This is a genomic window from Ruegeria sp. BK1 (genome assembly GCF_056535645.1).
The window spans coordinates 2852026-2878149 of the sequence record NZ_JBQFIS010000001.1; the positions used below are offsets into that span (position 1 = coordinate 2852026).

A 26124-nucleotide genomic window follows, 5' to 3' on the forward strand; every position below is an offset into this window, starting at 1 on the left:
CCCGAGAACCGGGGCCGGAGATTGGCTTAGCGTCCGCTGACCGCATCAGCCAGCGATTTGAACCGAACGATCTTGTAGATACCCTTTGAGGCATCCTCGCCATTGTTCAGTACGGGCGAGCGGTGCAGCTCGTTAATCGTGGCATAGACATACCCGTCAGCACCGATCGAAAACCCGTCTGGCCACGGCAATTCATCATCCGACTGGAACAGCACTTCATAGCTGCCATCCGGCTTGGTGACGCCCAGCGCATTGTCGGTCATCGCAGTGATATAGACATTGCCGCCGGTATCCACGGTCGACCCATCCGAAATCGGCTTGTCGCCATAGCGTTCAACCTTGGCCTCAAGATCGGCATCTGACAGGCTTTCATCCAGCAGCGCGGCGGTGGGGATGCGGTACATCGCACTTGCCGTCATTGGGGCGAAATAGACCCATATGTTGGTCGGATCGACTGTGATCGGGTTGATGCCAATCTTGGCCGGATTGCCGCCCAGCGTGATCTCGCGCCCGTCAATCACCATCGGCGTATCTTCGGGGATCGTGTATTGCGACCCCTCCAGAACGCGCCGCGCGCGCCCTGTATCCAGATCAACCACAATAATGGCCGAGTTCTGCCCGTCGCCTGTATCTGAAATGTAGATAGCCCCGTGATCGCGGTCTACAGCCAGATCATTCAGGAATGAGGTCGGCCGCGCCACAGGCGCACCGATATAATGGATCGCGTGCAGGGTTTCGGTTTTGGTGTCCCAGCCGACGACGCGCCCGGTCTGGTTTTCGCCCTGACCATCCAGCATCCAAAGGATACCATCCCGATCCGCACGCAGGCCCAAAACGCCGTTCAACCCATCCGCATCGTCGTTGGGTGCGCGGGCCCAGTCTTCGGTCGGGTAAGGCTTGGTGGAGCCATCAGGCATCACCTCAACCACGCGCAATTCAGGGCCGTAGAATTCATGCACCGACATGAACATGCGCCCATCTGGGCCAATGGCCAAATTGCCCGGAGGCATGGCCTTTTCAAACTCAAGATAAGTTTCCAACTCGGCTGCTGCGGCGGGCAGGGCCAGCGCAAGCGCGCATGTGGCTGCGTAAAGTGATTTCATCAGGTTCCCCTCTGGTCGTGATCCAGCAGATACCATTTGAAATTTTCCGCGATAACTGGCTCAATCTTGAAACCAGCGTTAGGAAATTTCGAATGTATCATGTGAATGACCTACTGACCTTTGTCTCGGTCGCAAAAACCGGCGGCGTCGGGTCCGCGGCCAAGGCGCAGGGGATCTCGGCGGCGACGGTCAGCCATCGCATCACGAAACTTGAGGAGGTTCTGAACCTCAAACTCTTTCACCGTAACAGCCGCAAAGTCCAACTGACCGATGAGGGGTTGATCTTTCTGGACCGGATCGAACCACTTTTGGCCGATCTGCGCGAGGCCGAACTGGATGCCGGCAGCGGCAGCGGAGCATTGCGCGGGCATCTACGCGTCACGCTTTCCCCGTGGATTCTGTCGCGCTTTATTATGCCGGTGATGAGCTCGTTTCAGGCCGAAAACCCGGACCTGACGGTCGAGTTTCTGGCCGTTGACCGCTATGTCTCGCTGGTGGATGAGGGGATAGACTGCGCGATCCGGGTGGGGCGGCTGGCTGACAGCACGCTAAAGGCGCGCAAGCTCAGCGACAATGACCGGATCATCTGTGCTGCGCCCTCGTTTTGCGACACGCATGGCATGCCGCGTTCAGTCGAGGACCTGCGCGTGATGCGCTGGGCATGCCTGCCGTGGCAGACGCGGCTGGATATAACGGACGGACATAGCGCCACATTATTCACGATCCCGCGCGGCATTGCCGTGTCAAACTCGGACATGCTGACCGAGGCGGCAGTACAGGGGTTGGGACTGGCCGTTAAGTCTCGGTTGGCCGTGCAACGTGAACTGGAAAACGGCGCTTTGATCGAGGTTCTGCCCGGGTGCCTGCGATCCCCCGATGCGCCGATTTCCTTCGTGCATGCGGGCAGCGCCACCGCCGGGCGCAAGGTGCGGGCGTTCTCGGAATTGGCAAGCCGCGCCTTCCATTAAAGCGCTGCGGGGGGGAAACCCGCTAAATTTCCCCTTTGTGGCCTGCATCCGACATATTAACCTATCTGCACGTGTTTCAAGGTTTCACACAACAGCGGCCCTGCCGCCTTACCGGAGAGTTATTCATGGGAAAACGCGACGAGTTGATCGCCAAATATGCCGAAGATCTGAAATCCAAATGCGGTATGGATGCCGATATGGATCTGTTGACCAAGGTCACGATTGGCTGCGGCCCGGCGATTTACGATGCAGATGCCTCGACCGTGGCGGCAACGCAGGACGGTGAGATCGAGACGGTCAAGAACAATTTCCTGATCAAGAAACTGGGCCTGTCGGACGGCCCTGCGCTGGACGAGGCAATTCAGTCGGTGCTGGAGACCTATGGCCAGTCCGAGCGTAACAAATACCGCGCGGTCGTCTACTACATGCTGACCAAGCATTTCGGCAAAGAGTCGGTCTACGGCTGATGACAAACGCGCCCGTCCCTGTGACGGGCGTTTTCAATTTTAGGTACTTGGTGTTTGTATGCGCGGCTGCAAACGGCTAATGTCTGGATGTGACCAGGACGGTCAGAACCAATAGATTTCTATACGCGTGTGGTGAGTCGGGAGCACGCGGGGTAGGGAAGGTTCTGCATCGTCGGAACCTTCCCTTTATTTGTCTGCCTGCGACTATTCGGCCGGGGTCTGCCCCAGATCGCAGATCACCTGCCATTCGGCATCTGTGACCGGTTGAACCGACAGGCGCGAGTTCTTGACCAGCACCATCGCGCCCAATCGTTCGTCGGCCTTGATCTGGTCCAGCGTGACCGGCGTTGCAAAGGGCCGAACCGCTTTGATATCCACACATTCCCAGCGTTCGTCATCGGTGGTGCTGTCGGGATGGGCGGCGGCGCAGACCTCGACAATGCCGACGATCGCCTTGTCCTTTTGCGAGTGGTAAAAGAACCCCCGGTCGCCCACTTCCATCTGACGCATGAAATTGCGCGCCTGATAGTTGCGCACGCCGTCCCATTCCTCGCCTGCGTCCCCTTTGGCGACCTGTTGGTCCCAGCTCCAGGTCGAGGGTTCGGACTTGAACAGCCAATATGCCATCAGCCGACGACCTTCTTCCAGGCAATCAGATCGACGGACTGGAACAACCCCGCCTTGGCATAGGGATCATTGTCAGCCCAGCTTTGGGCGGCAGCCATGTCTTCCACCTCAAGGATGATCAGCGAGCCTATCATTGCGTCGCCATCCAACAGGGGTCCAGCCTGTGCAACGACACCGGTTTCTTCGATGTAAGCCAGGTGGTCGGCGCGATTGTCCAGCCGGGTTTGCAATGCGCCGTCCTTGTCACGGGCGATCAGAGCGATGAGCATATTATTCCTCCTTCAGGGGTCTGTTGAGCAGGGTTTCGATGGCTTGCATGACACTGTAGGTGCCCTGGCTAAGATCCGCCACCGTGGCGCTGATGGGCATGTCCAGACCTTCGGCTTTCGCGATATCCGACATCGCGCGGGCGGTGGCGACACCTTCGACCGTGGTGGTACTGTCAAATGGCTGTTTTCGACCCAAACAAAGGCCAAATCGGTAATTTCTGGACAGTTCAGATGAGCAGGTCAATACCAGATCGCCCAGTCCAGACAGGCCCATCAAGGTCTCGGACCGCGCGCCACGCATCAGGGCAAAACGCTGCATTTCAGCAAATCCCCGCGTCATCAGCGCAGCGCGGGCGCTGTCGCCCAAACCGGCTCCGATCGCTGCTCCGCAAGCGATGGCCATGACGTTTTTCAACGCGCCGCCCAGTTCCGCCCCGATCAGATCTGTGGTGCGGTACAGGCGCAGGTTCGCCGTGGTCAGGTCATGCTGTAGCTCATGCGCATCCTCGGCGCAGGCCAGCGTCAGCGCGGTGGGCAATCCGCGTGCGATATCATCGGCAAAGCTCGGGCCGGTCAGCAGGGCAGGGCGCGCGTCGGGAATGGTCTGGCGGATGACCGAGATCGGACCCAGCCCTGTGGACAGTTCAATCCCCTTGCAGCAAGCCACCAGCGTTTTCCCGGTCAGAACCTCGGCGTGATCCTCTAACGCGCCACGCAGTTTCTGCATCGGAACCGAGACCAGCAATATCTGGCTTTCCGCAGCCTGCGTGATGTCAGAGGTTACAGTGATCGCATCTGGCAAAGCCACACCCGGCAGTCGTGCCGCGTTTTCACGCGTAGTGAGCATCGCCCGCGCCAGTTCCGAGCCCCGCGCCCACAGCGTCACCGGCCCGTTCCCCGCCAATGAGATCGCCAGCGCTGTGCCAAACGCGCCCGAACCCAGAACGGACACGCTCATGCCTTGGCCCCTTTCTTGCCGCTGCCCAGCATGGTGGGGCTGGTCTGGTCCAGGGGCCAGCGGGGTCGCGCGGTCAGGTCCAACCCGTCGCGCGCGCCGGTGCGAAACCGCTCGATCCCTGCATAGGCGATCATGGCGGCGTTGTCGGTGCACAGGGCCAGTGGCGGTGCGGTGAAACGCGCGCCCTTCTCAACACAAACAGCCTCTAACGCGAAGCGAATGGCTGAATTTGCTGCGACGCCTCCGGCCACGGCAATCACCGGCTCCGCGGGGTTTTCGTCCAAATACAGATCCATCGCGCGGCGGGTTTTCTCGGCCAGTGTATCCACGATGGCTTGCTGAAATCCGGCGCAAAGGTCGGCGCGGTCCTGACGGGTCAGCCCACCTTTCTCGGCCACGACCTGATCGCGCATCCGCATCAGTGCAGTCTTCAGGCCCGAAAAAGACAGATCACATCCGGGGCGGTCCAACAAAGGCCGCGGAAAGCGGAACCGTTTGGGATCACCTGCGCGGGCCTCGGTTTCTACCGAAGGGCCACCCGGTTGCGGCAGTCCCAACAGGCGGGCGGTTTTGTCGAACGCCTCACCCGGCGCGTCGTCGATCGTGCCGCCCAAACGGGTAAAGCGGTCCGGCCCGTGGGCGATCAGGTATTGGCAATGCCCGCCCGAAACCAGCAGCATTAGGTAAGGAAATGCGATCCCGTCGGTCAGGCGCGGCGTCAGCGCGTGGCCTGCCAGATGGTTCACCCCGATCAAAGGCAACCCGGTTGCCGCACTGATCCCCTTTGCGCACATGACGCCGGACATGACGCCTCCGATCAGGCCCGGCCCAGCGGTGACTGCGACGGCATCCATGTCGGACAGGCCCAGCCCGGCATCCGCCAGTGCCTGCACGACGCAGGTATCCAGCTTCTCGGCATGGGCACGGGCGGCAATCTCGGGCACGACGCCGCCAAAGGCGCTATGCAGCTCGGTTTGGCCATGCACGACAGACGACAAAACCTCGGCCCCGTTTTCGCCATGGCGCACAACGGCGGCGGCTGTGTCGTCACAGCTGCTTTCCAACCCGAGGACAGTAAGTGTTTGCACCATTGGCCTGATCCGTTACACCTTGGTTGCCAAGCGGGGTATCACCCTGCGCGGATGCAAACAATCCCAAGGCCCAAGGCGCCGAACGTTGTATTTGTTGATGACCCGCCCGCGCGCGGCCTCTGAAAGGTTCGTCGCGCAGCTTCCGACCCGCGTCAGGTCTCGGGTGCAGGTCATTTATTCCCCGATTCTGGAAATCAAACCCCTGCCGGTGAGCACGGATATGCGCGGCGTGCAGGGTCTGATCTTTACCTCGGCCAATGCGGTGAACGCGGCGGCCTCAATGGGGGTTGATCGGTCGCTGCCGGCTTTTTGCGTCGGACCGGCGACAACCGGGACGGCCAAGGGCGTCGGATGGGACGCGCAATTGATGGGCCAGACCGCCGAGGAGTTAATCGCAGCCCTTTTGCAAACCCGCCCGCTCAGTCCGCTACTGCACCTGCGCGGCGAGCACAGCCGGGGCAATATTGCCGAGCGGCTGACCGAATCCGGTCTGACCGTGCGCGAACAGCCCGTTTACCAGCAAAACCTGTTACCGCTGACACCGGAGGCGACTGCCGCAGCAAACGGCAAATCCGCTGTTTTGGCTCCGATATTTTCGCCCAGAACGGCGCGACATTTTGCCGACATCTGGCGCGGTTCTGCCCCGCTTTGGGTGGCTGCCATCAGCCAGGCCACCGCCGAACCCCTTTATTCTTTGCCCTATGCGCGGTTGAAGGTCGCGAAAGAGCCGACACCAAAGAAAATGCGTAAGGCCGTTAAAAAACTTGTGAAACATGCGTTGCGGGTTGAGGGCGACGTGGCCACCGACTAACTTAACTGGGTCTGTTGTTCCAAGCATTTCGGATTCGATAAGGGGAATATTGCGGTGGCTGGTAAGAAGAAGTCCGATCAAAAACCGGTGGATGACCCCAAGGTGGAGGAGGCGGTCGATGCTGTTTCCGTATCTGACGAAGCATCGGTTGACGAGGTCGCAGCGCTAGACGAGGCCCCTTCCGAAGCCGAAGCCGAAGCCGAAGCCGAAGCCGAAGCCGAAGCCGAAGCCGAAGCCGAAGCCGAAGCCGAAGCCGAAGCCGAAGCCGAAGCCGAAGCCGAAGCCGAAGCCGAAGCCGAAGCCGAAGCCGAAGCCGAAGCCGAAGCCGAAGCCGAAGCCGAAGCCGAAGCCGAAGCCGAAGCCGAAGCCGAAGCCGAAGCCGAAGCCGAAGCCGAAGCCGAAGCCGAAGCCGAAGCCAACCTTGAACGCTTCAAGGAAAAGATGGCTGATCGTAAGGCGGAAAAACAGAGCGGCTTTATGCCCGCTGTGATCGGTGGGGCCGTCGCTGCAGCGATTGGTTTTGCGGCGGGAAGCGCGGGTATGTTCGGTAGCGGTGACACAGATGCTGTAGCCACGCTCGAGGCCAAGCTGGCCGATCAGGCCAACCAGATCGAAGCTTTGACCAAATCTCTGGCAGATGCGCCGGATGTATCGGCAAAGATCGACGCGTTGACTGGGCAGATTGCGCCGATCACGGCGGATCTTGATGGGGTGAAATCCAGCCTTGATGGCCTGGCCGGGCAGATCGACCCTTTGACCAAACGGCTGACCGATTTGGAAAGCGGGGCCCTGACCCAAGGCGCTACGCCCGAGGCGACAGCTGCTTTTGAGGCCGAGTTGAAAAAGCTGCAAGACTCGCTGGCTGCGCAACGGGCTGAGGTTGAAAAGATGGTTTCGGACGCGCAGGCGCTTGAAATGAAAGCCTCGGCGGAGGCACTGGCAGCGGCCAATGCCGCGATTTTGTCAAAACTGCACGGTCAGTTGAATGCGGGCCAACCCTATGGCGATTTGTTGTCCGAACTGTCGGCCGGAGGGGTTGATATTCCCGATGCTTTGTCGGCGTCGGCAGATAAAGGCGTGGCGGCAGTTGCAACCCTGAATGAAACCTTTGCACCTGCGGCGCGCGCTGCTTTGGCTGATGCGCGTGACGCGGATAAGGGAACGGGGATTGTCGCTTTCCTCCAACGTCAGACTGGAGCGCGTTCTGTGACGCCGCAGGATGGTGACGATCCCGATGCGATCCTGTCGCGCGCGCAGGCGGCGCTGTCAGGTGGTGACGTCGCGGGGGCGTTGAGCGAAATTCAATCCCTGCCTGATGCGGCCCGTGCCGCGTTGGCCGAATGGGAACAGGCGGCGCAGGCACGGGTTTCTGCCGTGGATGCCGCAGATGCGCTTTCCTCTGGCGCGAACTCGAACTGAAGGACCTGCCATGCTGTGGTCACTGTTAAAAATCCTAGTTTTTGTTGCCATTGTCGGCCTGCTGGCCGTTGGGGCCGGGTTCCTGATGGAAAGCAGCGGTGGTATTCAGATCACCGCTGGCGGCACGGAATACACGTTGGGGCCGTTGCAATCGGTCATTGCTCTGGGTGTGCTGGTCCTTGCGATCTGGCTTTTCTTCAAATTGCTGACCCTGCTGGTCGCCACGCTGAAATTTCTCAACGGTGATGAAACGGCCCTGTCGCGTTATTTCGACCGCAGCCGCGAGCAGCGTGGCTATCAGGCGTTGGCCGATGGGCTTATGGCGCTGGCCTCGGGCGAGGGGCGGATTGCCATGTCCAAAGCCGCCAAGGCGGAAAAACTGCTGAACAAGCCTGAACTAACCAATCTGCTGGTGGCACAGGCGGCCGAGATGAATGGTGACACCAAGAAAGCCTCGGATACCTATAAGAAACTGGTGACGAACAACGCCACCCGGTTTGTGGGCGTGCGTGGTATCTTGAAGCAGAAACTGGCCGAGGGTGATGACGATACCGCCCGGAAGCTGGCCGAAAAGGCGCTGGCAATCAAACCGCGCCACGCCGAAACACAAGACATCCTGTTGGGGCTGCAAACCAAGTCGCAGGATTGGGCAGGCGCGCGTTCGACTCTAACGGCCAAGCTCAAGGCTGGTCATCTGCCGCGTGACGTGTTCAAACGCCGTGATGCAGTGCTGGCTCTGTCCGAAGCCAAGGGCATTCTGGAAGAAGGTGCCACGGTCGAACAGCAAGAACACGCGATCGAGGCCAACCGCTTGTCGCCTGATCTGGTTCCTGCCGCTGCGATGGCCGCGCGGGCCTATATCGAAAAGGGTAAGCCGCGCGCCGCGACCAAGATCCTGAAAAAAGCGTGGGAGGTGCAGCCGCATCCCGATCTGGCCCATGCCTTTGCGGAAATCGCGCCGGATGAAACGCCGGATGCGCGGATCAAGCGGTTCGCCGCCCTGACCCGTATCCACCCGGAAAACCCTGAAACGCGCCTGATCCTGGCCGAGTTGAATATCGTGGCCGAGGATTTCCCCGAAGCTCGCCGTGCGCTGGGCGATGTGGTCGAAAAACAAGCCGATGCCCGTGCCTATACGCTGATGGCGGCGATTGAACGGGGCGAGGGCGCCTCGGACGCGGTGGTGCAGGGATGGCTGGCCAAAGCGTTGAACGCCCCGCGCGGGCCGCAATGGGTCTGCGACAACTGCCATGATATCCAGCCCGAATGGGCACCGGTCTGTCAGAACTGCCACAGCTTTGACACGCTGAGCTGGCAAACCCCGCAAACGCCCGAGATCGCCTCGGCGACCGGTGTTCACATGCTGCCCCTGATCGTTGGCGCGCTTGAAGACAAGGTCGAGCCGGAGGTTGAAGAGCCGGAAGAAGAAGTTGCGCCCGACGTGATCGAAATGGAGGCCGAACCCGTGCGCCCCGATGTCGAGCCTGCGATCGAAGAGAAGGTCTGAGGACTCGGATCAACGGACACTTTAGAACCTTGATGCCACTTACGTGTCGCTGGGCAAGTACGTCCAGCGATACTTTGGCGGGGTCGGTCCCTTGTTTCGGCCACCCTGCTGAGACTGTTCCCATGCATGTGCAAGAATGCCGACAGAACGGGACAGGCAAAACAGGCCACGCGCCAATGGCGCGTCAAAACCAAGCTCGGCATAGATCACCGCTGTGGCTCCGTCGATATTCATCGGAACGGGTTTGCCTTTGCGCTGCGCCAATTCGCCTTCGATGTCGATCGCGACAGATTTGTAGCGCCCATCACAGGCACCTGCCTCAATCGCTTCGTCCACAAGGCTCATTAAACGTGGTGCGCGTGGATCCGTTGGGGTGTGAAAGCGGTGGCCGAATCCGGGCAGAATTTTCCCTTGCGCGGCAATCCAGTCATCCAGCGCCAGGCCAACGGCGGATGGGTGAGCATTGACAAACTGATACAGGGTCACCGCTTGTTCACCAGCGCCGCCGTGGATGTCCCCTAGCATATTCACCGCGCTTGCCATGGCATTGTTGAGCGGCAGTCCACACGTTACTGCCATGCGGGCCGTAGCGATCGAAGGGGCTTGTGGCCCGTGATCCACGGCAGCAACCAAGGCGGCCTCGAACAATTTCAACTGCGCGGCGGATGGCCTGTCTCCGCGCACCATGAACCAGATCATTTCCGCGAAACCAAGGTTGCCGATAAGGTCCTGAATAGGTGTGCCCCGCAGGTCTATTCGTCCTGGTTCCATGTCGATGATGGATGTTGACCACCAGTCAGCGACATCGCTCATATGATCCCCTCCTTCGTCAACGCATTTATTTCGTCACGGCTCAGACCAAGCTCAGACCAGATCACAGCATTATCTGCCCCCAAATCCGGCGGGGCGGTCCGGGGCATTCTGCGTTGACCATCCATCACAACAGGGCTGCCGGTCAGTTTCAGCTCCTCGCTGTGGGACGGCAAAGATCCAATCAATCCGCGGCCTGTAAGCTGTTCGTCGGCCAGCGCTTCGGGCACGGTCATCACCTGCCCGGTCGGAACGCCAATCGCGTTCAACTCGCGAACCCATTCCCGGGAGGGTCGGGTGCGTAGCGTGGCTTCAAGATCGTCCCTAAGGTTATGGCGGTTCCTCTTGCGATCTTCACGCGAGGCATAGTCAGGGTTGCCCAGCAAATCTTCCCGTCCAAGGTGTCGAGCAAGCGCCTGCCATTGTTCGTCACGATTGGCCGCGATGTTGATCGGGTTATCCGCAGTGGCAAAGGTGCCTGACGGGGCGGATGTGGTGTTTTCGTTGCCATGCGCTGCCGGTGTGACATCCCCGATCAGGTAGTTCGACACCACCCAGCCCATGGTGGAGATCACCGCCTCGGACATTGCGATATCCAGAAACGTGCCGCGTGGTCTGGCGTTCAGGGCCGCACTGATCGCAAAAGCGGCCGTTAGCCCCCCGACGGTATCGGCCAGCGGGTAGCCGACGCGATAGGGCGCTGTATCGGCTGCTCCGGTGATCGACATGACACCGCTGATACCCTGAACGATTTGGTCGTAGGCCGGGTCTTTTTTGCGAGGACCGTCCTGCCCAAAACCGCTGATTGCACAATAGATCAGGTTGGCATTTTCAGCGCGCAGAATGTCATAACCAAGGCCAAGCCGGTCCATTACACCGGGCCGGAAATTTTCGACCAGCACGTCGGTGGTTTGAACCAGCTTCTTCAGCAAGTCTTTGCCCTTTGCGGGCTTCATATCCAGCGTGACGGATTTCTTATCCGCGTTCTGGGCGAGAAAACTGATGCCCATCCCGGCCTTGTTGCGGTCTGGGTCTGCCCCCAACACCCGAGCAAGGTCGCCGCCCTCAGGTCGTTCGACCTTGATCACCTCGGCCCCCATCAGGGCAAGCTGATAGCAGCAATACGGGCCCGCCAGAACGTTCGTCAGGTCAAGAACCCGTATTCCTGCCAGAGGCTCAGTCGCCATCGGCGATACCGGCAGCCCGTGCCCGTGCGCGGCGCGCGCGATAGCTGGGCAGCAGCACCAACAGCGCGGCGATGACCAGCAGGCCCAGCGTCATGGGGCGTTCCCAGATAAACCCGATTCCGTCATAGAGCTGCATGGACCTTGCAAAGTTGTCTTCCATCATTCCGCCAAGGATGAACCCGATCAGAAGCGGGGCCAGCGGATAATCGGCAAATTTTAAAGCCGTGGCACAGACGCCGAACCCAACAAGGATCAACAGCTCCGTTGCATTGTTCTGTCCGATGTAAGCGCCCATCAACGTAAAGAACAGAATGAACGGTATCAGGTAGTTGCGCGGAACGGATAGTACCTTTGCGATGTAGGGGATCAGCGGCAGGTTCAGGATCAACAGGACAAGGTTTCCGATAAACATGGACATGATCACAGCCCAGAAGATCTGAGGCTCATCCAGCATCAGACGCGGACCGGGTGTCACGTTCAAAGCGATTAGCGCGCCCAGCAGGATCGCCGTTGTGCCGGAACCTGGAATGCCCAAAGTCAGCAGTGGAACGAATGATCCGGTGCAGGCCGCGTTGTTTGCTGTTTCCGGGGCTGCCAGACCCTTGATCGAGCCTTTGCCAAATTCTTCTTGTTCCTCTTTCGGAGCGATGTTGCGTTCAACGGCGTAGCCGAGGAAACTGGCGATCGTTGCACCGGCGCCAGGAAGAACGCCGATGAAGAAACCTTGTACGGACTGCCGTCCCACAACTGGTGCAATTGCCTTGGCTTCTTCCTTGGTGATGCGCAGGTCCTTGATCTCGCCATCATCACCTTTCAGATCTTTTGGCTTCAGGACCAGAAACAGCGCTTCGGGCAAGGCAAACATGGCCATGGCCAGTGTGATGAAGCCGAAGCCCGATTGCAGGTCCATGATTCCCATGGTGAACCGAGGCAGGTTGAACAACGCGCCCTCACCAACGGTAGCCATGATCAGCCCCAGTACCGTCATGATGACAGCTTTGGCGACTTGACCGCTTCCGGCGAAGGCAGCGATGGCTGAAAGGCCAACGACCATAAGGGCGAAATACTCGGCCGAGTGGAACAGCAGCGCAACAGAAGACAAAGCCGGTGCAAACACCATAAGCAGGACGGCACCCAGCGTACCGCCTGCGAAACTGGCGATTGCGGCGATTGTCAGTGCTTTCCCAGCCTTGCCTTGGCGGGCCATCGGATAGCCATCAAAACTTGAGGCCACCGTACCGGCGACGCCCGGCGCGTTCAGCAAGATGGATGACGTGGAACCGCCAAAGATCGCTCCGTAATACACCCCAGCCAAAAGGATCAGTGCGGCGGATGGGTCGCCCATCGAGATTGCAACCGGGATCATGATGGCGATGATCGACATCGGTCCAAGACCGGGCAACATCCCGATGAATGTGCCGATCAGACACCCAGCGATGACCATCAGTAGGTTTTGGATTGAGAATGCCGTTTGCAGGCCGATCAGAAGTCCTTCAAGCATGTCAGCCTCCGAAAATGCCCGGCAGCGGGCGCATGTAAATGCCAAGAACTTCCTGAACCAGATACCAGACGGCCCCCGTTGCGATGAATGCAACAGGCAGCATGATATGCCACTTGCGCTCACCCAGAATGAAAGAGCCAAGTATCAGGAATGCCGACGTCGAAATCAGAAAGCCCACGGGTCGCAGGCAAAGGGCATAAATGACCATCAAAGCCAGCAGCATCAGCGCCTGATCCAGATGGTAGTCACCCAGCCGGCGATAATCGATGTCGGCTTCCTTGATCTCGGACTTTTCAAAGCCCAGCAGGATAATTGTCGTCGTGATGATACCCAGAATGGACAGCACTTTGGGGAAGGTGCTTGGCCAGATGGGATTTCTTTGCATGAAGGGGGGAAGGCTACCGTCCATCGTGAACCAGGCGGCGTAGCCATATGTTAAACAAACACCCAGCAGAACGAGCGCGATCCAGCGATCCAACGCCATGATGCCCCCTCCTTTTTTGTTGTCTTTGGGGAAGGCAGAGCGGCGGTCCGCTCTGCCGATTTTCAGTTAGAGAAAGCCCAGCTTCTTCATCAGATCACCGATCTGCTGTTCCTGCTGCTCAAGGAACGTCTGGAAGTCAGCGCCCGAGTTGTGGATGTTGACCCAACCGTTGCGCGCCCGAACCTCTTCCCATTCAGGAGTGTCGTACATCTTGGCGATTGCGTCTTGATATGCCGCCAGCTTGTCTTCCGGTAGACCAGGTGCTGCGAAGAATCCGCGCCAGTTGACGAAGGTGGTATCGATACCCTGCTCCTTCATGGTCATCGCATCAGGAGCAGCGTCAACGCGTTCTTCCGATGTGACACCGATGATTTTGACTTCGCCCGCGTTCGACAGGTCAACAGCTTCCGAGAAACCCGTCGACAGAGCCGCGATTTCGCCGGACAGAAGCGCCGCCATGGCTTTGCCGCCTGCGTCATACGGAATGTACTTAACGCCCAGAGCGTCTTTTCCAGCGGCTTCCATGACCATGGCTGCAACCAAGTGATCCATGCCGCCCGGTACCGAGCCACCACCAATTGCTGTGGCCGAAGGATCAGCGTCAAAAGCTGCCAACAGATCGTCCATCGAGTTGATCGGGCTGTCTTTGCCTACGACGATCGCCGCATAGTCACCGATGGTGCCTGAAACCAGAGTCAGGTCGCGGAAGTTATGCGGGAAAACACCAGTCAGCGAACGGATAACGATGGGAGTTGAGTTCACCATCAATGTACCGTGATTGCTGTCAGCGTTTTCAATCAGAAAGCCGATGGCCTTACCGCCGCCGCCACCTGACATGTTCTCATAGGATGCAGTGCCAACAAGACCCGCATTCGTAAGGGCTTCACCCGTGCCGCGGGCAGTTCCGTCCCAACCGCCACCGGCACCACCGGGGATCAGAAAGTGGATGCTGTCCACGACTTGATCTTCGGCCAACGTCGGGCCGGTCAGGCCGATTGCGGCCACAGCTGCGATTAGGGCGCGACGGCCCAGTTTAATCGTTGTCATGATTTCCTCCCGTTTGACAACCGGCCGCATGGCGGCTCAGATTGGATGGAACAAAAACACACCAACCTGACATCAACCTGTCACGCGGCAAAATACTGAAAAAGCCTGATGAAATTTCTACTTGTCGAAGACAACCTGGACCTCGCGAACGCGGTTAGTTCGCGCATGCGACTGGACGGTCATGTCATTGATCACGCAGCGAATTTGGAGGACGCAACCGCCTTTGTCGAAACCGAAGAATATGACCTGATCCTGCTGGATATCATGCTTCCTGATGGGGACGGGCGAGACTTTCTGAAACGGCACCGGGCAAGTCGACTGGATACACCCGTGATCGTTTTAACCGCGCGCAGTCAGGTTTCGGATCGAATCGGTTCACTTGATCTGGGGGCGGATGACTACGTGACCAAACCGTTTGATCATGCCGAGCTTGAGGCCCGTTGTCGCGCGGTTCTGCGGCGTAAATCCGGCAGCGCGAAGTCCACGATCGAGATCGGCGGTGTCGTGTTTGATCCGGTGGCCGGACATTTGACCGTCGCCGGAGAAACCCTTTCGCTGCGAAATCGGGAACTGCGCATGATGGAGTTATTCATCAGCGCGCCTGGTCATGTATTCTCGAAACAGAAGCTGGCCGACCGGTTGTTCTCTTACGACGACAGCGTTTCGGACAACGCGATCGAGGTCTATGTGGGGCGGCTCCGCAAACATCTTGAAAAGTCGGACTTAAAGATAACGACCTTGCGCGGTCTGGGATACAGGCTGGATCATGACCGCTAATCCAACTGTTTCCGGGTCACTGCGCAACAGGCTAGTGCTGGCCTTGATTGGTGGCGCGGCGGTTCTGGCAGTCTTGTTGTTCCTTGCAGTCAGGAACTATGCGGCTCAGGTAGCGCAGCAGGGACAGGACAACATCCTCGAAGCATCCGTTACATCAATTCTTGATGCCGCCGCGCTGAGGGACGGGGTGCTTGAAGTGGATATTCCCTACGCGGCCTTTTCGATGTTGACCACCCCGTCAGATGACCGGGTGTTTTATGCCATTTATCAGGACGGTGCGTTTTTATCGGGATACGAAGATCTTCTTTTGGCAGGGGCGTCCGGACAAAGTGATTGGTTATTCACGTCGGGCGAACTGCGTGGGGAACGCATTCGCCAGGTCAGCGCAAGTCGAACGCTTGTCGGGTTGGGGAGGCAGACGGAAATTGCAATCGTGCTGGGTCAGACGCAGGATGCGCTTTCGCAGACTTTGGACCAGATTTCGCGCAATGCCGCATTTCTGGGTCTTGGCTTCTTTCTTTTGACTGCCGCGCTTTCTTTCTGGATCACATCGACCACTATCGGCCAACTAAACCGACTGACAACCTCGGTCACAAGACGGGGGCCGCAGGATTTGAGTCCCTTCAAGAAGCCGGTGCCCCGGGAAATGGCGCCGCTTGTCTTGTCCCTGAACTCACTGATGGGGCGCTTGGATCAATCGCTCAGCCAGTCAGAGGATTTTATTGCCGAAGCGGCCCACCGTGTCCGCACGCCGCTGGCGACTGTACGGTCCTATGCCGAGGCAACTCTGCATAGAGTTGAAAAGAAAGAAAACCGAGAGGCACTCCGTGCGATGGTTCGGGCGATAGATGAAAGTTCGCGCGCTGCGGGACAGTTATTGGATCATGCCATGATCACCTTCCGCGCCGATCATCTTGAGAGGGAAGATGTCGATTTAGTTGAACTGATCCGGGAACTTGTGCAGCGTTTGACGCCGATTGCGGAAATGAAGGAACTTTCGCTTTCTCTGAGAGGCGATACTGAGGTTCTCTATTCCGGCGACCCCATTCTGATTCAGAATGCAGTCCGCAACATGATCGACAATGCACTAAAATACGCGCCTGCTGACAGCGTGGTCGATATCGAAGTTACCGCCACACCTGATGTTGCAGTCAAAGTGAGCGACTCGGGCCCGGGCTTTCCAGCAGAAGAGATTGAACAGCTGACGCGCAGGTTCGAACGCGGCAAGAATGCAGCTGGGACGATTGGATCAGGTTTGGGTTTGACCATTGCCCAGGATGTGGCGACGGCCCATGGCGGAACCTTGGTTTTGAATAATAAGCCTACGGGGGGAGCATGCGTAGTCTTGTCACTTTAGTTTTTCTTGCGTTCCCCTGTTTTCTTTGGGCGCAGGATTGGGAAGACCAGTTGGTTTTCAATGATGGCGCAGAAGGCGCGCACCTACGTATCATCTCGAGCACTGACACAGTTCTCTTCGCGCCATTGATAGAAGGCTTTGTTGCGCGCAATCCCTCAATAAGTGTCGAATACTTCGTTTCGGGCACGGCGGATATCGACCGACGCGTTCGCGCGTCGCCGGACGCTTTCGACATTGTGGTATCCAGCGCAATGGATCTGCAACTGAAGTTGGCGAATGATGGCTTTGCGCTGGCGCTTAAGGATATCGAGGCTCCGCACTGGACGCAGTGGCACCAAAGCTTGTTTGCATTCACGACCGAACCTGCTGCTATCGTCATCAATCGCGAAGCGTTTGAAGGTCAGGACATTCCGCACACCCGGCAGAGTTTGATCGAGGCGCTGCGCGAGCGACCGGAGGAATTTCGCGGCAAGGTTGGCACATACGATGTACGTGAATCCGGGTTGGGTTATCTTTTCGCTACGCAAGATGCGCGCGCCTCGGAAACCTATTGGCGGCTAATGGAGGTCATGGGTGGTCTTGATGTGCGACTGTATTGCTGTTCGGGAGAAATGATAAACGATCTGGCAGATGGAAAAATTCTGGTAGCCTATAATGTCCTTGGAAGTTACGCAGCTGTCCGCGCCGAGCGCAAGGATGCGCTTGAAGTGATTTTTCCGACAGATTTTCAAACAACGATGATGCGGACAGCGTTAGTGTCTGAAGAAACGCAGGAGCCGGACGCAGCCGAAGCGTTTATCAACTACTTGATTACTGAAAAGCCAGTAGCACAGGACAGCCCGTCTTCGCTTCCTCCACTGGTGTTGCAGAACGGCGCAACAGACCGAGAAACAATAGGATTAAACCCGTCACTGCTGACATTTTTGGATGACCTAAAGCGAAAAAAGTTCCTGTCAGCGTGGGAAAACGCGGTCATTCAATAGCAAAAGGACCACTAGCTTTACGTCGGTAGCGATTGGTTCAGTGTCGGGGCGGTCAGCGAAACCCAACCTAAACAGAGATGGCCACAATAGTGGACCAGTAAACTGATATTCGCCGTCTACAGCCAATTGTCCCAATCAAATCCGTTTGCTAACGTCGCCCTCGCGTCGGGGAGGGCGTGCAGACCAAGATGCTGGACTATTCGCATAACGCCTGGCTTGTGGCGGCCTCACTGGCCGTGGCGCTGATGGCAGGCTTTACCGGCCTTTACCTGACCCATGGCGCGTCCAAGCTGGACGACCAGAAGCGCAAGATCATAGTGGCGCTGGCAGCGGTGGTTCTGGGCGGCGGCATCTGGTCGATGCATTTCGTGGCCATGCTGGGGCTGCAACTGCCAATCCTGTTCTACTATGACGCGCTGATCACGCTGATCTCGGCCCTTGTGGCGATCCTGATGGTCGGGCTGGCGCTACTGTTGTTGCATTTCCGGCCACGTTCGGTGCAGACGATCATTGGCGCAGGCGTGATCGTCGGGCTGGGCATCGTGGTGATGCACTATATCGGAATGGCTGGGATGGAACTTTGTCGCCCGGTCTACAACGCGTGGGACGTGCTGTTGTCGACGCTGGCCTCGGTCGTGCTGTCGGTCGTGGCGATCTGGGTGGCCTATGACAACCGCACGCAGCGTAACATCTTGCTGGGAACGGCCTGTTTCGGTCTGGCCGTGTTTACCATGCATTTTGTGGCCACAGGCCTGACGGATTTCACGGCCAGCGACAGCGCGGGGGGGGCCGGTCCGGCGCTCAACAATCAGGTGCTGGCGATGGGTGTGACGGTGGCCGTGTTCTTGATCTGCGGTGCATTCCTGTTGACCGGCGTTAGCTTTCTTGAACCTGCCGCAGTTGCGGCGCCTGCTCCACTCAGCCCCGAACCCGCGACTCTGCGGGCGGGCATCCCGTTTGAGCGCGAGGGCCAGACCTTTTTCGCCGCCCCGACCGAGATCGCCGCAATCCGGGCCGAGGGGCATTACACCGTTCTTTATATCGGGGCCGAGAAATTGTTTTGCCCCTGGTCCATAACCGAGGCCGAAACCCGCCTGACCCCCGATGGCTTTTTGCGTGCCCATCGCAGCTATCTGGTGAACCCCAAACATGTCTCGGGGTTCGAACGTCACAAGGACAATGGCACGTGTTATTTCGACGGTGTGGATGCGTTGACTAAGGTGCCGGTCAGCCGGTCGCGCCTGTCCGACATTCGCGACGCGCTGGGTCTCTGATCGCAACTCGTGCAGCCTATTCGCGTTTCGTGAAACAAGCTACGCGCCCCGTTCCCCTTGGCTGGAACCCCTGATGTGACCGTTCTTTTCTGAGTGCAGGTACCCCAAGGCATATTGCTTCGGACCCAGGGAGGAAAATTATGATACCAGCCGGTTTTGAGTATCACCGGCCAGGCGACATCGCCTCGGCCATCGGCATTCTACAAGAACACGGAGACGAGGCGCGCGTGATCGCGGGCGGGCACAGCCTGATCCCGATGATGAAGCTGCGCATGGCCGAGATGGGCCATCTGGTCGATCTGCAAGCCATCGACGAACTAAAGGGCATCGAGGTCGGCGCCGACACCGTGACCTTGGGTGCGATGGTCACGCAGCACGAGTTGATCACGCATGACGGTCTGGCCGCTGCCATTCCGCTGATCCGCGAGGCGGCTTTGCAGATCGCTGATCCGCAGGTGCGCTATGTGGGCACCGTCGGTGGCAATGTGGCCAATGGGGATCCGGGCAATGACATGCCGGGGTTGATGCAATGCCTGAACGCCACATTTGATCTGTCCGGTCCCGATGGCAATCGCAGCGTCGCCGCGCGTGAGTTTTACGAGGCCGCGTATTTCACCGCCCGCGAGGATGAGGAAATCCTGACTCGTATCTCGATCCCGGTGCCCAGCGCGGGAGTCGGTCAGGCGTATGAAAAGCAAAAGCGCAAGATTGGCGACTATGCCACGGCTGCGGCTGCTGTGATGGTGGGTAACGGAACGGCCTCGGTCGCGATGACCAATCTGGCTGACACACCTGTGTGGTCCGAAGGCGCAAGCGCTGCGCTGGCGGACGGTGATGTGAATGGCTGCGTTGCTGCCATGTTGGATGCGATTGATCCGGTTGCCGACAATCGTGGCCCCGTCGAGTTCAAGAAACATGTGGCAGGCGTCATGCTGCGCCGCGCCATCGACCGCGCACAAAGCCGCGCGGGTTGAGGGGAGGAGAACCCATGTCAAAAATGCACGTCAAACTCACCGTGAACGGCAAAGAGGTCGAAGGTCTGGCCGAGCCACGCACGCTGTTGATCCACTTCCTGCGGGAAGATCTGAAAATCACAGGCCCCCATATCGGGTGCGAAACCAGCCACTGCGGCGCTTGCACCGTTGATATCGATGGCAAGTCTGTCAAGTCCTGCACCACCTTCGTGGCGCAGGTGAACGGCGCCGATATCACCACGGTCGAAGGCCTCACCAATGATGACGGCAGCCTTGGTGTATTGCAGGAGATGTTCCGCGAACATCATGGCCTGCAATGCGGTTTCTGCACGCCGGGCATGATCACCCGCGCCCATCGCCTGCTGCAGGAAAACCCGAACCCGACCGAGGAAGAAATTCGTCTCGGTATGGCTGGGAACCTCTGCCGCTGCACCGGCTACCAGAACATCGTCAAGGCGATCTCGGCCTCGGCTGACATGCTGAACGCTCAGAAGGAGGCCGCGGAATGAACGATCAAACTCTGACCCCCGAAGAACGCGCCGCCAACCTCAAAGGGATGGGCAGCTCGCGCAAACGCGTCGAGGATGTGCGCTTTACCCAAGGCAAGGGCAATTACGTCGACGACATCAAGCTGGATGGCATGCTGTTCGGCGACTTTGTGCGCTCCCCCTACGCACATGCCCGCGTTGTCAGCGTGAACAAAGAGGCGGCGCTGGCGCTGCCCGGCGTGATCGCTGTTCTGACTGCCGAAGACTTGTCGCCGCTGGGCCTACATTGGATGCCGACACTGGCAGGCGATAAACAGATGGTGCTGGCCGATGGCAAAGTGCTGTTCCAAGGTCAGGAGGTCGCTTTCGTTGTGGCCGAGGATCGCTATATCGCGGCGGATGCTGCGGAACTGGTCGAGGTTGAATACGAGGAACTTCCTGTTCTGACCGACCCGTTCGAGGCGCTGAAATCCGATGTGGTCCTGCGTGAAGACCTTGAGGGTCAGACCGAAGGTGCGCACGGGCCGCGCAAGCATCACAACCACATCTTCACCTGGGAACAGGGCGACAAAGACGCGACCGAGGCTATTCTGGCCGAGGCCGATGTGGTGGCTGAAGAGATGGTCTATTACCACCGGACCCATCCGTGTCCGCTTGAGACCTGCGGGTCCGTGGCCAGCATGGACAAGGTGACCGGCAAGCTGACTCTCTACGGTACGTTCCAAGCCCCGCACGCGATCCGTACGGTGGTGTCGCTGATCTCGGGCATTGCCGAGCACAATATTCGCGTGATCAGCCCCGATATCGGTGGTGGCTTTGGTAACAAAGTTGGGGCCTATGCGGGCTATGTCTGTTCGGTCGTGGCGTCCATCGTGACCGGCAAGCCGGTGAAGTGGGTCGAGGACCGGATGGAGAATCTGATGTCCACCGCCTTTGCCCGCGACTACTGGATGCAGGGCAAAATCGCGGCAACGAAGGACGGTAAGATCACTGGTCTGTGGTGTCACACGACGGCGGATCACGGCGGGTTTGACGCCTGTGCCGATCCAACCAAGTTCCCGGCGGGGTTCATGAACATCTGTACCGGGTCCTATGACATACCGACCGCTTATCTGGCCGTGGATGGGGTTTATACCAACAAGGCTCCGGGCGGGGTAGCCTATCGCTGTTCCTTCCGTGTGACCGAGGCGGCCTATTTCATCGAACGGATGATCGAGGTTCTGGCCATCAAGCTGAACATGGACGCGGCCGAGCTGCGCCGGATCAACTTCATCAAGGCCGATCAGTTCCCCTATCAGTCCGCACTGGGCTGGGAATATGACTCGGGCGACTATCACACCGCTTGGGACAAGGCGCTGAAAGCGGTGGATTACGAAGGTCTGCGGGCCGAACAGGCGCAGCGGGTTGAGGAGTTCAAAGCCGGTAAGACTCGCAAACTGCTGGGCATTGGTCTGACGCATTTCACGGAAATCGTTGGGGCCGGACCGGTGAAGAACTGCGATATCCTCGGGCTTGGCATGTTCGACAGTTGCGAAATCCGCATCCACCCGACCGGGTCCGCTATTGCTCGGCTGGGGACAATCTCTCAGGGTCAGGGTCACGCGACGACCTTTGCGCAGATCATTGCCAGTGAGATCGGGTTGCCTGCCGATGACATCACGCTGGAGGAAGGCGATACCGACACCGCTCCGTATGGTCTGGGAACTTACGGGTCTCGGTCGACGCCTGTTGCAGGTGCGGCAACGGCAATGGCCGCGCGCAAAATCCGTGCCAAGGCGCAGATGATTGCGGCCTATTTGCTGGAGGTCCACGACGACGATGTTGAATGGGATGTGGACCGGTTTGCGGTCAAAGGTGCGCCCGAGCGGTTCAAGACCATGAAGGAAATCGCCTTTGCTGCCTATAATCAGGCGATCCCTGGCTTGGAGCCAGGTCTTGAGGCTGTGAGCTACTATGACCCGCCGAATATGACCTACCCGTTCGGGGCCTATATCTGCGTCATGGAGATCGACGTCGACACCGGCGAGTGGGACGTTCGCAAGTTCTATGCGCTGGACGATTGCGGCACGCGGATCAACCCGATGATCATCGACGGGCAGGTTCATGGCGGCGTGACCGAGGCGTTGGCCATCGCGATGGGGCAGGAGATTGCCTACGACGAGATGGGCAATGTGAAGACCGGCACGCTGATGGACTTCTTCCTGCCGACCGCGTGGGAGACGCCGAACTATATCACCGACTATACGGTGACGCCGTCCCCGCACCATCCGATTGGCGCGAAGGGTGTTGGGGAAAGCCCCAATGTGGGTGGTGTGCCCTGTTTTTCGAACGCGGTGCATGATGCGTTCCGGCCCTTTGGGTTGGTGCAGAGCCATATGCCGCATGATCATTGGCGGATCTGGAAGATCGCAAATGGGTTGGGGATGCACGGGTGAATGGGTTCGGACCGGCCTGAGCCGGTCCGACTAAGCAAGGGGGCTCTGCCCCCTTGGACCCCCGGGATATTTTTGGCCAGATGAAGAATGGATCCTGGTTTTGACTTTGAGTGATGTGCAGAACGGATTGGCCGCGCAAGGTTATGTTGCTGATGATCGGTTGGCGATGGCGTTGCATTTGGCGCAGGCGCTGGGGCGACCTTTGCTGCTGGAAGGGCCGGCAGGAGTTGGTAAAACCGAGGTGGCCAAGGCGATGGCGGCTTGGCGGGATGCCAGATTGATCCGGTTGCAGTGCTATGAAGGGCTGGATGCCAGCCACGCGATTTATGAGTGGAACTATCAGCGGCAACTGTTGGCGATCCGAGCGTCGGACGCGCAGGGAGGGGTTGGCGAGGCGCAGTTGTTTTCCGATGCGTATTTGCTGAGACGGCCTTTGTTAGAGGCTATTTCTCAGGATGTTCCTCCGGTTTTGTTGATTGATGAGATTGATCGGGCGGATGAGGAATTCGAAGCATATTTGCTGGAAATACTGTCCGACTTTCAGATCACCATCCCTGAGCTTGGGACGGTCGAGGCTAAGACTCGGCCCATTGTGATCCTGACCGCCAATGGGACACGGGATTTGTCAGATGCTTTGCGGCGGCGGTGTCTTTACAGTTTCCTTGATTACCCCTCGAAAGAGGTTGAAATGGTGATCCTTCGGGCGCGGATGCCCGAGGTCGAAGGCGTGCTGGCGCGGCAGATCATTGAGGTCGTACAGGCGTTGCGCAAGGAAGATTTGGAAAAGACGCCGGGCATTGCAGAGATGTTGGATTGGGCTGCGGCGCTGTCAGGTTTGGGCGTCAACGACATGGCGCAATCGCGCGACGCTGTGCAGGCAACGCTTGTGTGCTTGTTGAAAACCGCCGCCGACTATGACGCCGCCCCGCCCGAGGTGATGGACCGGTTGATCGGGAAGGTAGCGTGATGCAGGTCACGCGGTTTCCTTCTCGGGCCGATGGGTTGGCAGATCGGATGTCTGGCTTCATTACGCATTTGCGATCGAACGGATTGCGGGTTGGTCCGGCTGAGACAGGCGATGCATTGGCCGCCTTGACCGCGGTACGCGCGACGGATGCGCGGCAGGCAAGGCAGGCTCTGTGCGTTTTGTTGACGGGGGATGCTGAGGATTGGCGTCGGTTCGACGATCTGTTTGATGCCTATTGGTTCAACACCGGCAAACAGCGGGGCGGTGTGGCGGAAACCAGCCATGTGCGGGTGCAGTCGGCAAAACCGATGATCTGGCAGCAGGAAACGCAAACGGAAACCGAGGCCGGAAATGGCTCGGATCAGGATGGGTTGCCGGATTCGGGTGACGGTGAAGCAGAAGGCAAAGACGGCCAGCTAATCGCAACGCGCACCACCAATCTATCGCGCAGGGATTTGCGGGAGCTGATGGATGAACAGGCTCTGATGGAGGCCGAAAAGGCTGCAATGACTTTGGCACGCGCCATTCGGGATCGACGCTCGCGTCGGCGGAAACGGGCATTGCGCGGGCCAGCACTGGACATGAGACGGATCCAGCGCGCCAGCCTGGCGCGTGGGGGTGAGCCGATGGACCTGTACCGACGGGCGAAACCGCCGCGTCCTATGCGGATCGTGGCGCTGTGTGATGTCAGCGGGTCGATGACTGTGTATTCGCGGGTGTTTCTGGCTTTTCTCAAAGGCCTGATCGGCAGTGGGACCGAAGCGGATGCCTATCTGTTTCACACGCGTCTGATGCGGGTGACGGACGCCTTGCGCGATCACGACTCGATCCGTGCGGCTGGGCGGTTGTCCTTGATGGCCGAGGGGTTTGGCGGCGGCACCGATATTTCAGGGAGCCTAGAGAGCTTTCTGAACGGCTATGGCGCGCGTGCTTTGAACGGGCGGACCATCGTGCTGATCCTGTCAGACGGCTATTGCAGTTCCGACCCGCAAGCGCTGGGCGCAGTCCTGGCGCGCATCCGGCGCAAGGTCCGGCGGATCGTTTGGCTGAATCCGCTGAAGGGATGGAAAGACTACCAACCCATCGCAGCGGCGATGCAGGCAGCGGAACCCCATTTGGACGCGCATTTGCCTGCCAACACGCTCGAGGCGCTGGCAGCGCTTGAGCCGCAGTTTCGCAAGTTGTGAAAGGAGTCTGATATGGCAAATTTCGACATATTCGACACGATCGAAACCCTGCGCCAAACCGGTGAGCCGTTCTGTGTCGCCACGGTGTTGCGGACAGCGGATGCGACCTCGGCCAAGGCGGGGGGCAAGGCGGCCATTACCCGCGACGGGCGAATTTTGGGCCATCTGGGTGGTGCCTGTGTGCAGCGCGCGGTGCGCAGTTCAGCGACACAAGCGCTGACCAGCGGTGCGCCGCAGATGATCCGCGTGAAACCCTCGGACAAGGTGGTCGATATGACGGACCCGGATGGCGTGCAAACCTTCAAAAGCGGTTGCCCCTCGGGCGGGACGGTGGATTTGCTGGTTGAACCGTATCAGCACGCGCCAAGATTAGTGATCTTTGGCACCTCGTTGATTGCCAAGGCGCTGGGCGAACACGGGACGCTGGCTGGGTTTCGGGTGACGAGCAGCACGCCAGAGACGGTCGAAGACTTGGGTATCGAGGCGCGCGACTTTGTTGTCGTGGCCTCGCAAGGTCAAGGAGACGGCGCAGCCCTTGGGGCCGCGCTGAACACGCAAGCCGCGCGGGTGTCGATGGTGGCCAGCCGCCGCAAAGCTGAAACACTCACGGAAAAGCTGATTGGACAGGGTTTGGACCCAGCCCGCGCGGCGCGTCTGAAATCCCCAGCCGGGCTGGACATTCATGCCATTGATCCACACGAAATTGCCCTGTCGATCCTGGCCGAGATCGTGATGTGGCGGAACACGGATAAATCGACGGAGGTCACTGAAGATGAAAAACTGGCTTAAAAGTCTGTGGCCTGCGCGCCCGAAACAAACACCGGAACAGGCGACCGAAACCGCCCTTCTGGTCTTTCCCAAGTGTTGTTGAACAAAGGAAACATGAATGGAACTGAGTGACGAAATCCGCATCGCCGCCCCGCGCGACGTGGTCTACAAGGCGCTGAATACGCCCGAGATTTTGCAGGAGTGCATTCCCGGTTGCGAAGAGCTGATCCAGAATTCACCCGAGGATCTTGAGGCCAAGGTGGTTCTGAAAATCGGTCCGGTCAAAGCGAAATTTGCCGGGCAGGTCACCTTGGACAACTCCAACGCTCCGGGCGGGTTTTCCCTGACCGGAGAAGGCAAAGGCGGTGCAGCCGGGTTCGCCAAGGGCGGTGCCGAGGTCACGCTGACCGAGGATGGGGCCGAGACAGTTCTGGCCTATACCGCCAAGGTCGATGTCGGCGGCAAGATCGCTCAGCTGGGCAGCCGTCTGATTGCCGGAACGGCCAAAAAGCTGTCGGGCAAGTTCTTCACCCGCTTCGGTGAGATCGTGGCTGAACAGGCTGTGTCCTGATCATTTTTTCGGGTCGGTTTCCGGACTGGCCCGAATTTTACTGTGCGAATTGATCCCGCGCGAAAAGCTTTGATCTTTGAGCACTTGGTGCGAG

The 26124-nt window shown here is 58.8% G+C and carries 26 protein-coding genes; 16 read left to right on the top strand and 10 right to left on the bottom strand.

Translation table 11 applies throughout. The annotated features are described in order from the left end of the window. Positions 1-26: 26 nt before the first annotated feature. Positions 27-1103 (bottom strand): L-dopachrome tautomerase-related protein, encoded by a 1077-nt coding sequence (locus tag ACR3E7_RS14165; RefSeq protein ID WP_480505347.1) that lies wholly within the window; start codon positions 1101-1103, stop codon positions 27-29. Between the two features lie 92 nt (positions 1104-1195). Between ACR3E7_RS14165 and ACR3E7_RS14170 the strand changes: the two genes are divergently transcribed. Together ACR3E7_RS14170 and ACR3E7_RS14175 are read left to right on the top strand one after the other, a co-directional pair. Then, positions 1196-2071, top strand: coding sequence for a LysR family transcriptional regulator (locus ACR3E7_RS14170; protein WP_480505345.1), 876 nt, complete (start codon positions 1196-1198; stop codon positions 2069-2071). 125 nt (positions 2072-2196) lie between these two features. Further along, positions 2197-2538 (top strand): DUF2853 family protein, encoded by a 342-nt coding sequence (locus tag ACR3E7_RS14175; RefSeq protein WP_170771266.1) that lies wholly within the window; start codon positions 2197-2199, stop codon positions 2536-2538. Positions 2539-2742: 204 nt separating this feature from the next. Here ACR3E7_RS14175 and ACR3E7_RS14180 read toward each other — a convergent pair whose 3' ends face one another. Genes ACR3E7_RS14180 through tsaD form a run of 4 tightly spaced genes read right to left on the bottom strand, consistent with a single transcriptional unit; the run spans position 2743 to position 5483 of the window. Beyond that, positions 2743-3165 carry an EVE domain-containing protein gene (locus ACR3E7_RS14180; RefSeq protein WP_170771264.1) on the bottom strand — a complete coding sequence of 141 codons (423 nt, stop codon included), beginning with the start codon at positions 3163-3165 and terminating at the stop codon, positions 2743-2745. Then, a complete protein-coding gene (locus ACR3E7_RS14185) occupies positions 3165-3434 on the bottom strand; it encodes a YciI family protein (RefSeq protein WP_170771262.1) in 270 nt (89 codons plus the stop codon). Before ACR3E7_RS14185 ends, ACR3E7_RS14180 begins: the two co-directional genes overlap by 1 nt. 1 nt (position 3435) lies before the next feature. Next, positions 3436-4392 carry an NAD(P)H-dependent glycerol-3-phosphate dehydrogenase gene (locus ACR3E7_RS14190; protein WP_480505342.1) on the bottom strand — a complete coding sequence of 319 codons (957 nt, stop codon included), beginning with the start codon at positions 4390-4392 and terminating at the stop codon, positions 3436-3438. Next, positions 4389-5483 carry a tRNA (adenosine(37)-N6)-threonylcarbamoyltransferase complex transferase subunit TsaD gene (tsaD, locus tag ACR3E7_RS14195; RefSeq protein WP_480505340.1) on the bottom strand — a complete coding sequence of 365 codons (1095 nt, stop codon included), beginning with the start codon at positions 5481-5483 and terminating at the stop codon, positions 4389-4391. Before tsaD ends, ACR3E7_RS14190 begins: the two co-directional genes overlap by 4 nt. Positions 5484-5568: 85 nt before the next feature. Here tsaD and ACR3E7_RS14200 point away from each other — a divergent pair, with 85 nt between their 5' ends. Genes ACR3E7_RS14200 through ACR3E7_RS14210 form a run of 3 tightly spaced genes read left to right on the top strand, consistent with a single transcriptional unit; the run spans position 5569 to position 9220 of the window. Continuing rightward, positions 5569-6294 carry a uroporphyrinogen-III synthase gene (locus ACR3E7_RS14200; RefSeq protein WP_237215880.1) on the top strand — a complete coding sequence of 242 codons (726 nt, stop codon included), beginning with the start codon at positions 5569-5571 and terminating at the stop codon, positions 6292-6294. A 54-nt stretch (positions 6295-6348) separates the two neighbouring features. Then, positions 6349-7713 carry a COG4223 family protein gene (locus ACR3E7_RS14205; protein WP_480719415.1) on the top strand — a complete coding sequence of 455 codons (1365 nt, stop codon included), beginning with the start codon at positions 6349-6351 and terminating at the stop codon, positions 7711-7713. A 10-nt stretch (positions 7714-7723) separates the two neighbouring features. Further along, entirely contained in the window at positions 7724-9220 is a 1497-nt protein-coding gene (locus tag ACR3E7_RS14210; protein WP_170790174.1) for a heme biosynthesis protein HemY, read from the top strand. A 39-nt stretch (positions 9221-9259) separates the two neighbouring features. Here the strand turns inward: ACR3E7_RS14210 and ACR3E7_RS14215 are convergent, their stop codons facing one another. The 5 genes from ACR3E7_RS14215 to ACR3E7_RS14235 form a co-directional block, all read right to left on the bottom strand. Next, entirely contained in the window at positions 9260-10033 is a 774-nt protein-coding gene (locus ACR3E7_RS14215) for a citryl-CoA lyase (protein ID WP_480504266.1), read from the bottom strand. Next, positions 10030-11217, bottom strand: coding sequence for a CaiB/BaiF CoA transferase family protein (locus tag ACR3E7_RS14220; RefSeq protein WP_480504265.1), 1188 nt, complete (start codon positions 11215-11217; stop codon positions 10030-10032). The genes ACR3E7_RS14215 and ACR3E7_RS14220 overlap by 4 nt, the downstream gene beginning before the upstream one ends. Then, positions 11207-12718, bottom strand: coding sequence for a tripartite tricarboxylate transporter permease (locus ACR3E7_RS14225; RefSeq protein WP_170355570.1), 1512 nt, complete (start codon positions 12716-12718; stop codon positions 11207-11209). The genes ACR3E7_RS14220 and ACR3E7_RS14225 overlap by 11 nt, the downstream gene beginning before the upstream one ends. 1 nt (position 12719) lies before the next feature. After that, positions 12720-13202: a tripartite tricarboxylate transporter TctB family protein gene (locus tag ACR3E7_RS14230; RefSeq protein WP_170771248.1), complete on the bottom strand. Its 483-nt coding sequence runs from the start codon at positions 13200-13202 to the stop codon at positions 12720-12722. Positions 13203-13268: 66 nt separating this feature from the next. Beyond that, positions 13269-14249: a Bug family tripartite tricarboxylate transporter substrate binding protein gene (locus tag ACR3E7_RS14235; RefSeq protein WP_170355568.1), complete on the bottom strand. Its 981-nt coding sequence runs from the start codon at positions 14247-14249 to the stop codon at positions 13269-13271. Between the two features lie 108 nt (positions 14250-14357). Here ACR3E7_RS14235 and ACR3E7_RS14240 point away from each other — a divergent pair, with 108 nt between their 5' ends. The 11 genes from ACR3E7_RS14240 to ACR3E7_RS14290 all read left to right on the top strand — a co-directional run bounded on the left by ACR3E7_RS14240 (position 14358) and on the right by ACR3E7_RS14290 (position 26030). Next, positions 14358-15026 carry a response regulator transcription factor gene (locus tag ACR3E7_RS14240; protein WP_170771245.1) on the top strand — a complete coding sequence of 223 codons (669 nt, stop codon included), beginning with the start codon at positions 14358-14360 and terminating at the stop codon, positions 15024-15026. Next, complete coding sequence (locus ACR3E7_RS14245) at positions 15016-16383, top strand: sensor histidine kinase (RefSeq protein WP_170790171.1); 1368 nt, start codon at positions 15016-15018, stop codon at positions 16381-16383. Before ACR3E7_RS14240 ends, ACR3E7_RS14245 begins: the two co-directional genes overlap by 11 nt. After that, on the top strand, positions 16362-17366 hold the full coding sequence (locus ACR3E7_RS14250) for an ABC transporter substrate-binding protein (RefSeq protein WP_170771241.1): 1005 nt from the start codon (positions 16362-16364) through the stop codon (positions 17364-17366). The genes ACR3E7_RS14245 and ACR3E7_RS14250 overlap by 22 nt, the downstream gene beginning before the upstream one ends. A 188-nt stretch (positions 17367-17554) precedes the next feature. Beyond that, positions 17555-18640, top strand: coding sequence for an MHYT domain-containing protein (locus tag ACR3E7_RS14255; protein WP_170786549.1), 1086 nt, complete (start codon positions 17555-17557; stop codon positions 18638-18640). 140 nt (positions 18641-18780) lie between these two features. Next, on the top strand, positions 18781-19614 hold the full coding sequence (locus tag ACR3E7_RS14260) for an FAD binding domain-containing protein (RefSeq protein ID WP_170355563.1): 834 nt from the start codon (positions 18781-18783) through the stop codon (positions 19612-19614). 14 nt (positions 19615-19628) lie between these two features. Beyond that, complete coding sequence (locus ACR3E7_RS14265; RefSeq protein ID WP_480504264.1) at positions 19629-20123, top strand: (2Fe-2S)-binding protein; 495 nt, start codon at positions 19629-19631, stop codon at positions 20121-20123. Then, complete coding sequence (locus ACR3E7_RS14270; RefSeq protein WP_170786254.1) at positions 20120-22537, top strand: aerobic carbon-monoxide dehydrogenase large subunit; 2418 nt, start codon at positions 20120-20122, stop codon at positions 22535-22537. Before ACR3E7_RS14265 ends, ACR3E7_RS14270 begins: the two co-directional genes overlap by 4 nt. 100 nt (positions 22538-22637) lie before the next feature. Continuing rightward, positions 22638-23504 carry an AAA family ATPase gene (locus tag ACR3E7_RS14275; RefSeq protein ID WP_480504263.1) on the top strand — a complete coding sequence of 289 codons (867 nt, stop codon included), beginning with the start codon at positions 22638-22640 and terminating at the stop codon, positions 23502-23504. Continuing rightward, the gene (locus tag ACR3E7_RS14280; RefSeq protein ID WP_480504262.1) at positions 23504-24691 is read left to right on the top strand and encodes a vWA domain-containing protein; all 1188 of its coding nucleotides are present in this window, start codon (positions 23504-23506) and stop codon (positions 24689-24691) included. Before ACR3E7_RS14275 ends, ACR3E7_RS14280 begins: the two co-directional genes overlap by 1 nt. Before the next feature lie 12 nt (positions 24692-24703). After that, positions 24704-25480 (top strand): XdhC family protein, encoded by a 777-nt coding sequence (locus tag ACR3E7_RS14285; RefSeq protein ID WP_480504261.1) that lies wholly within the window; start codon positions 24704-24706, stop codon positions 25478-25480. A 97-nt stretch (positions 25481-25577) separates the two neighbouring features. After that, positions 25578-26030, top strand: coding sequence for an SRPBCC family protein (locus ACR3E7_RS14290; protein ID WP_480504260.1), 453 nt, complete (start codon positions 25578-25580; stop codon positions 26028-26030). Positions 26031-26124 lie beyond the last annotated feature (94 nt).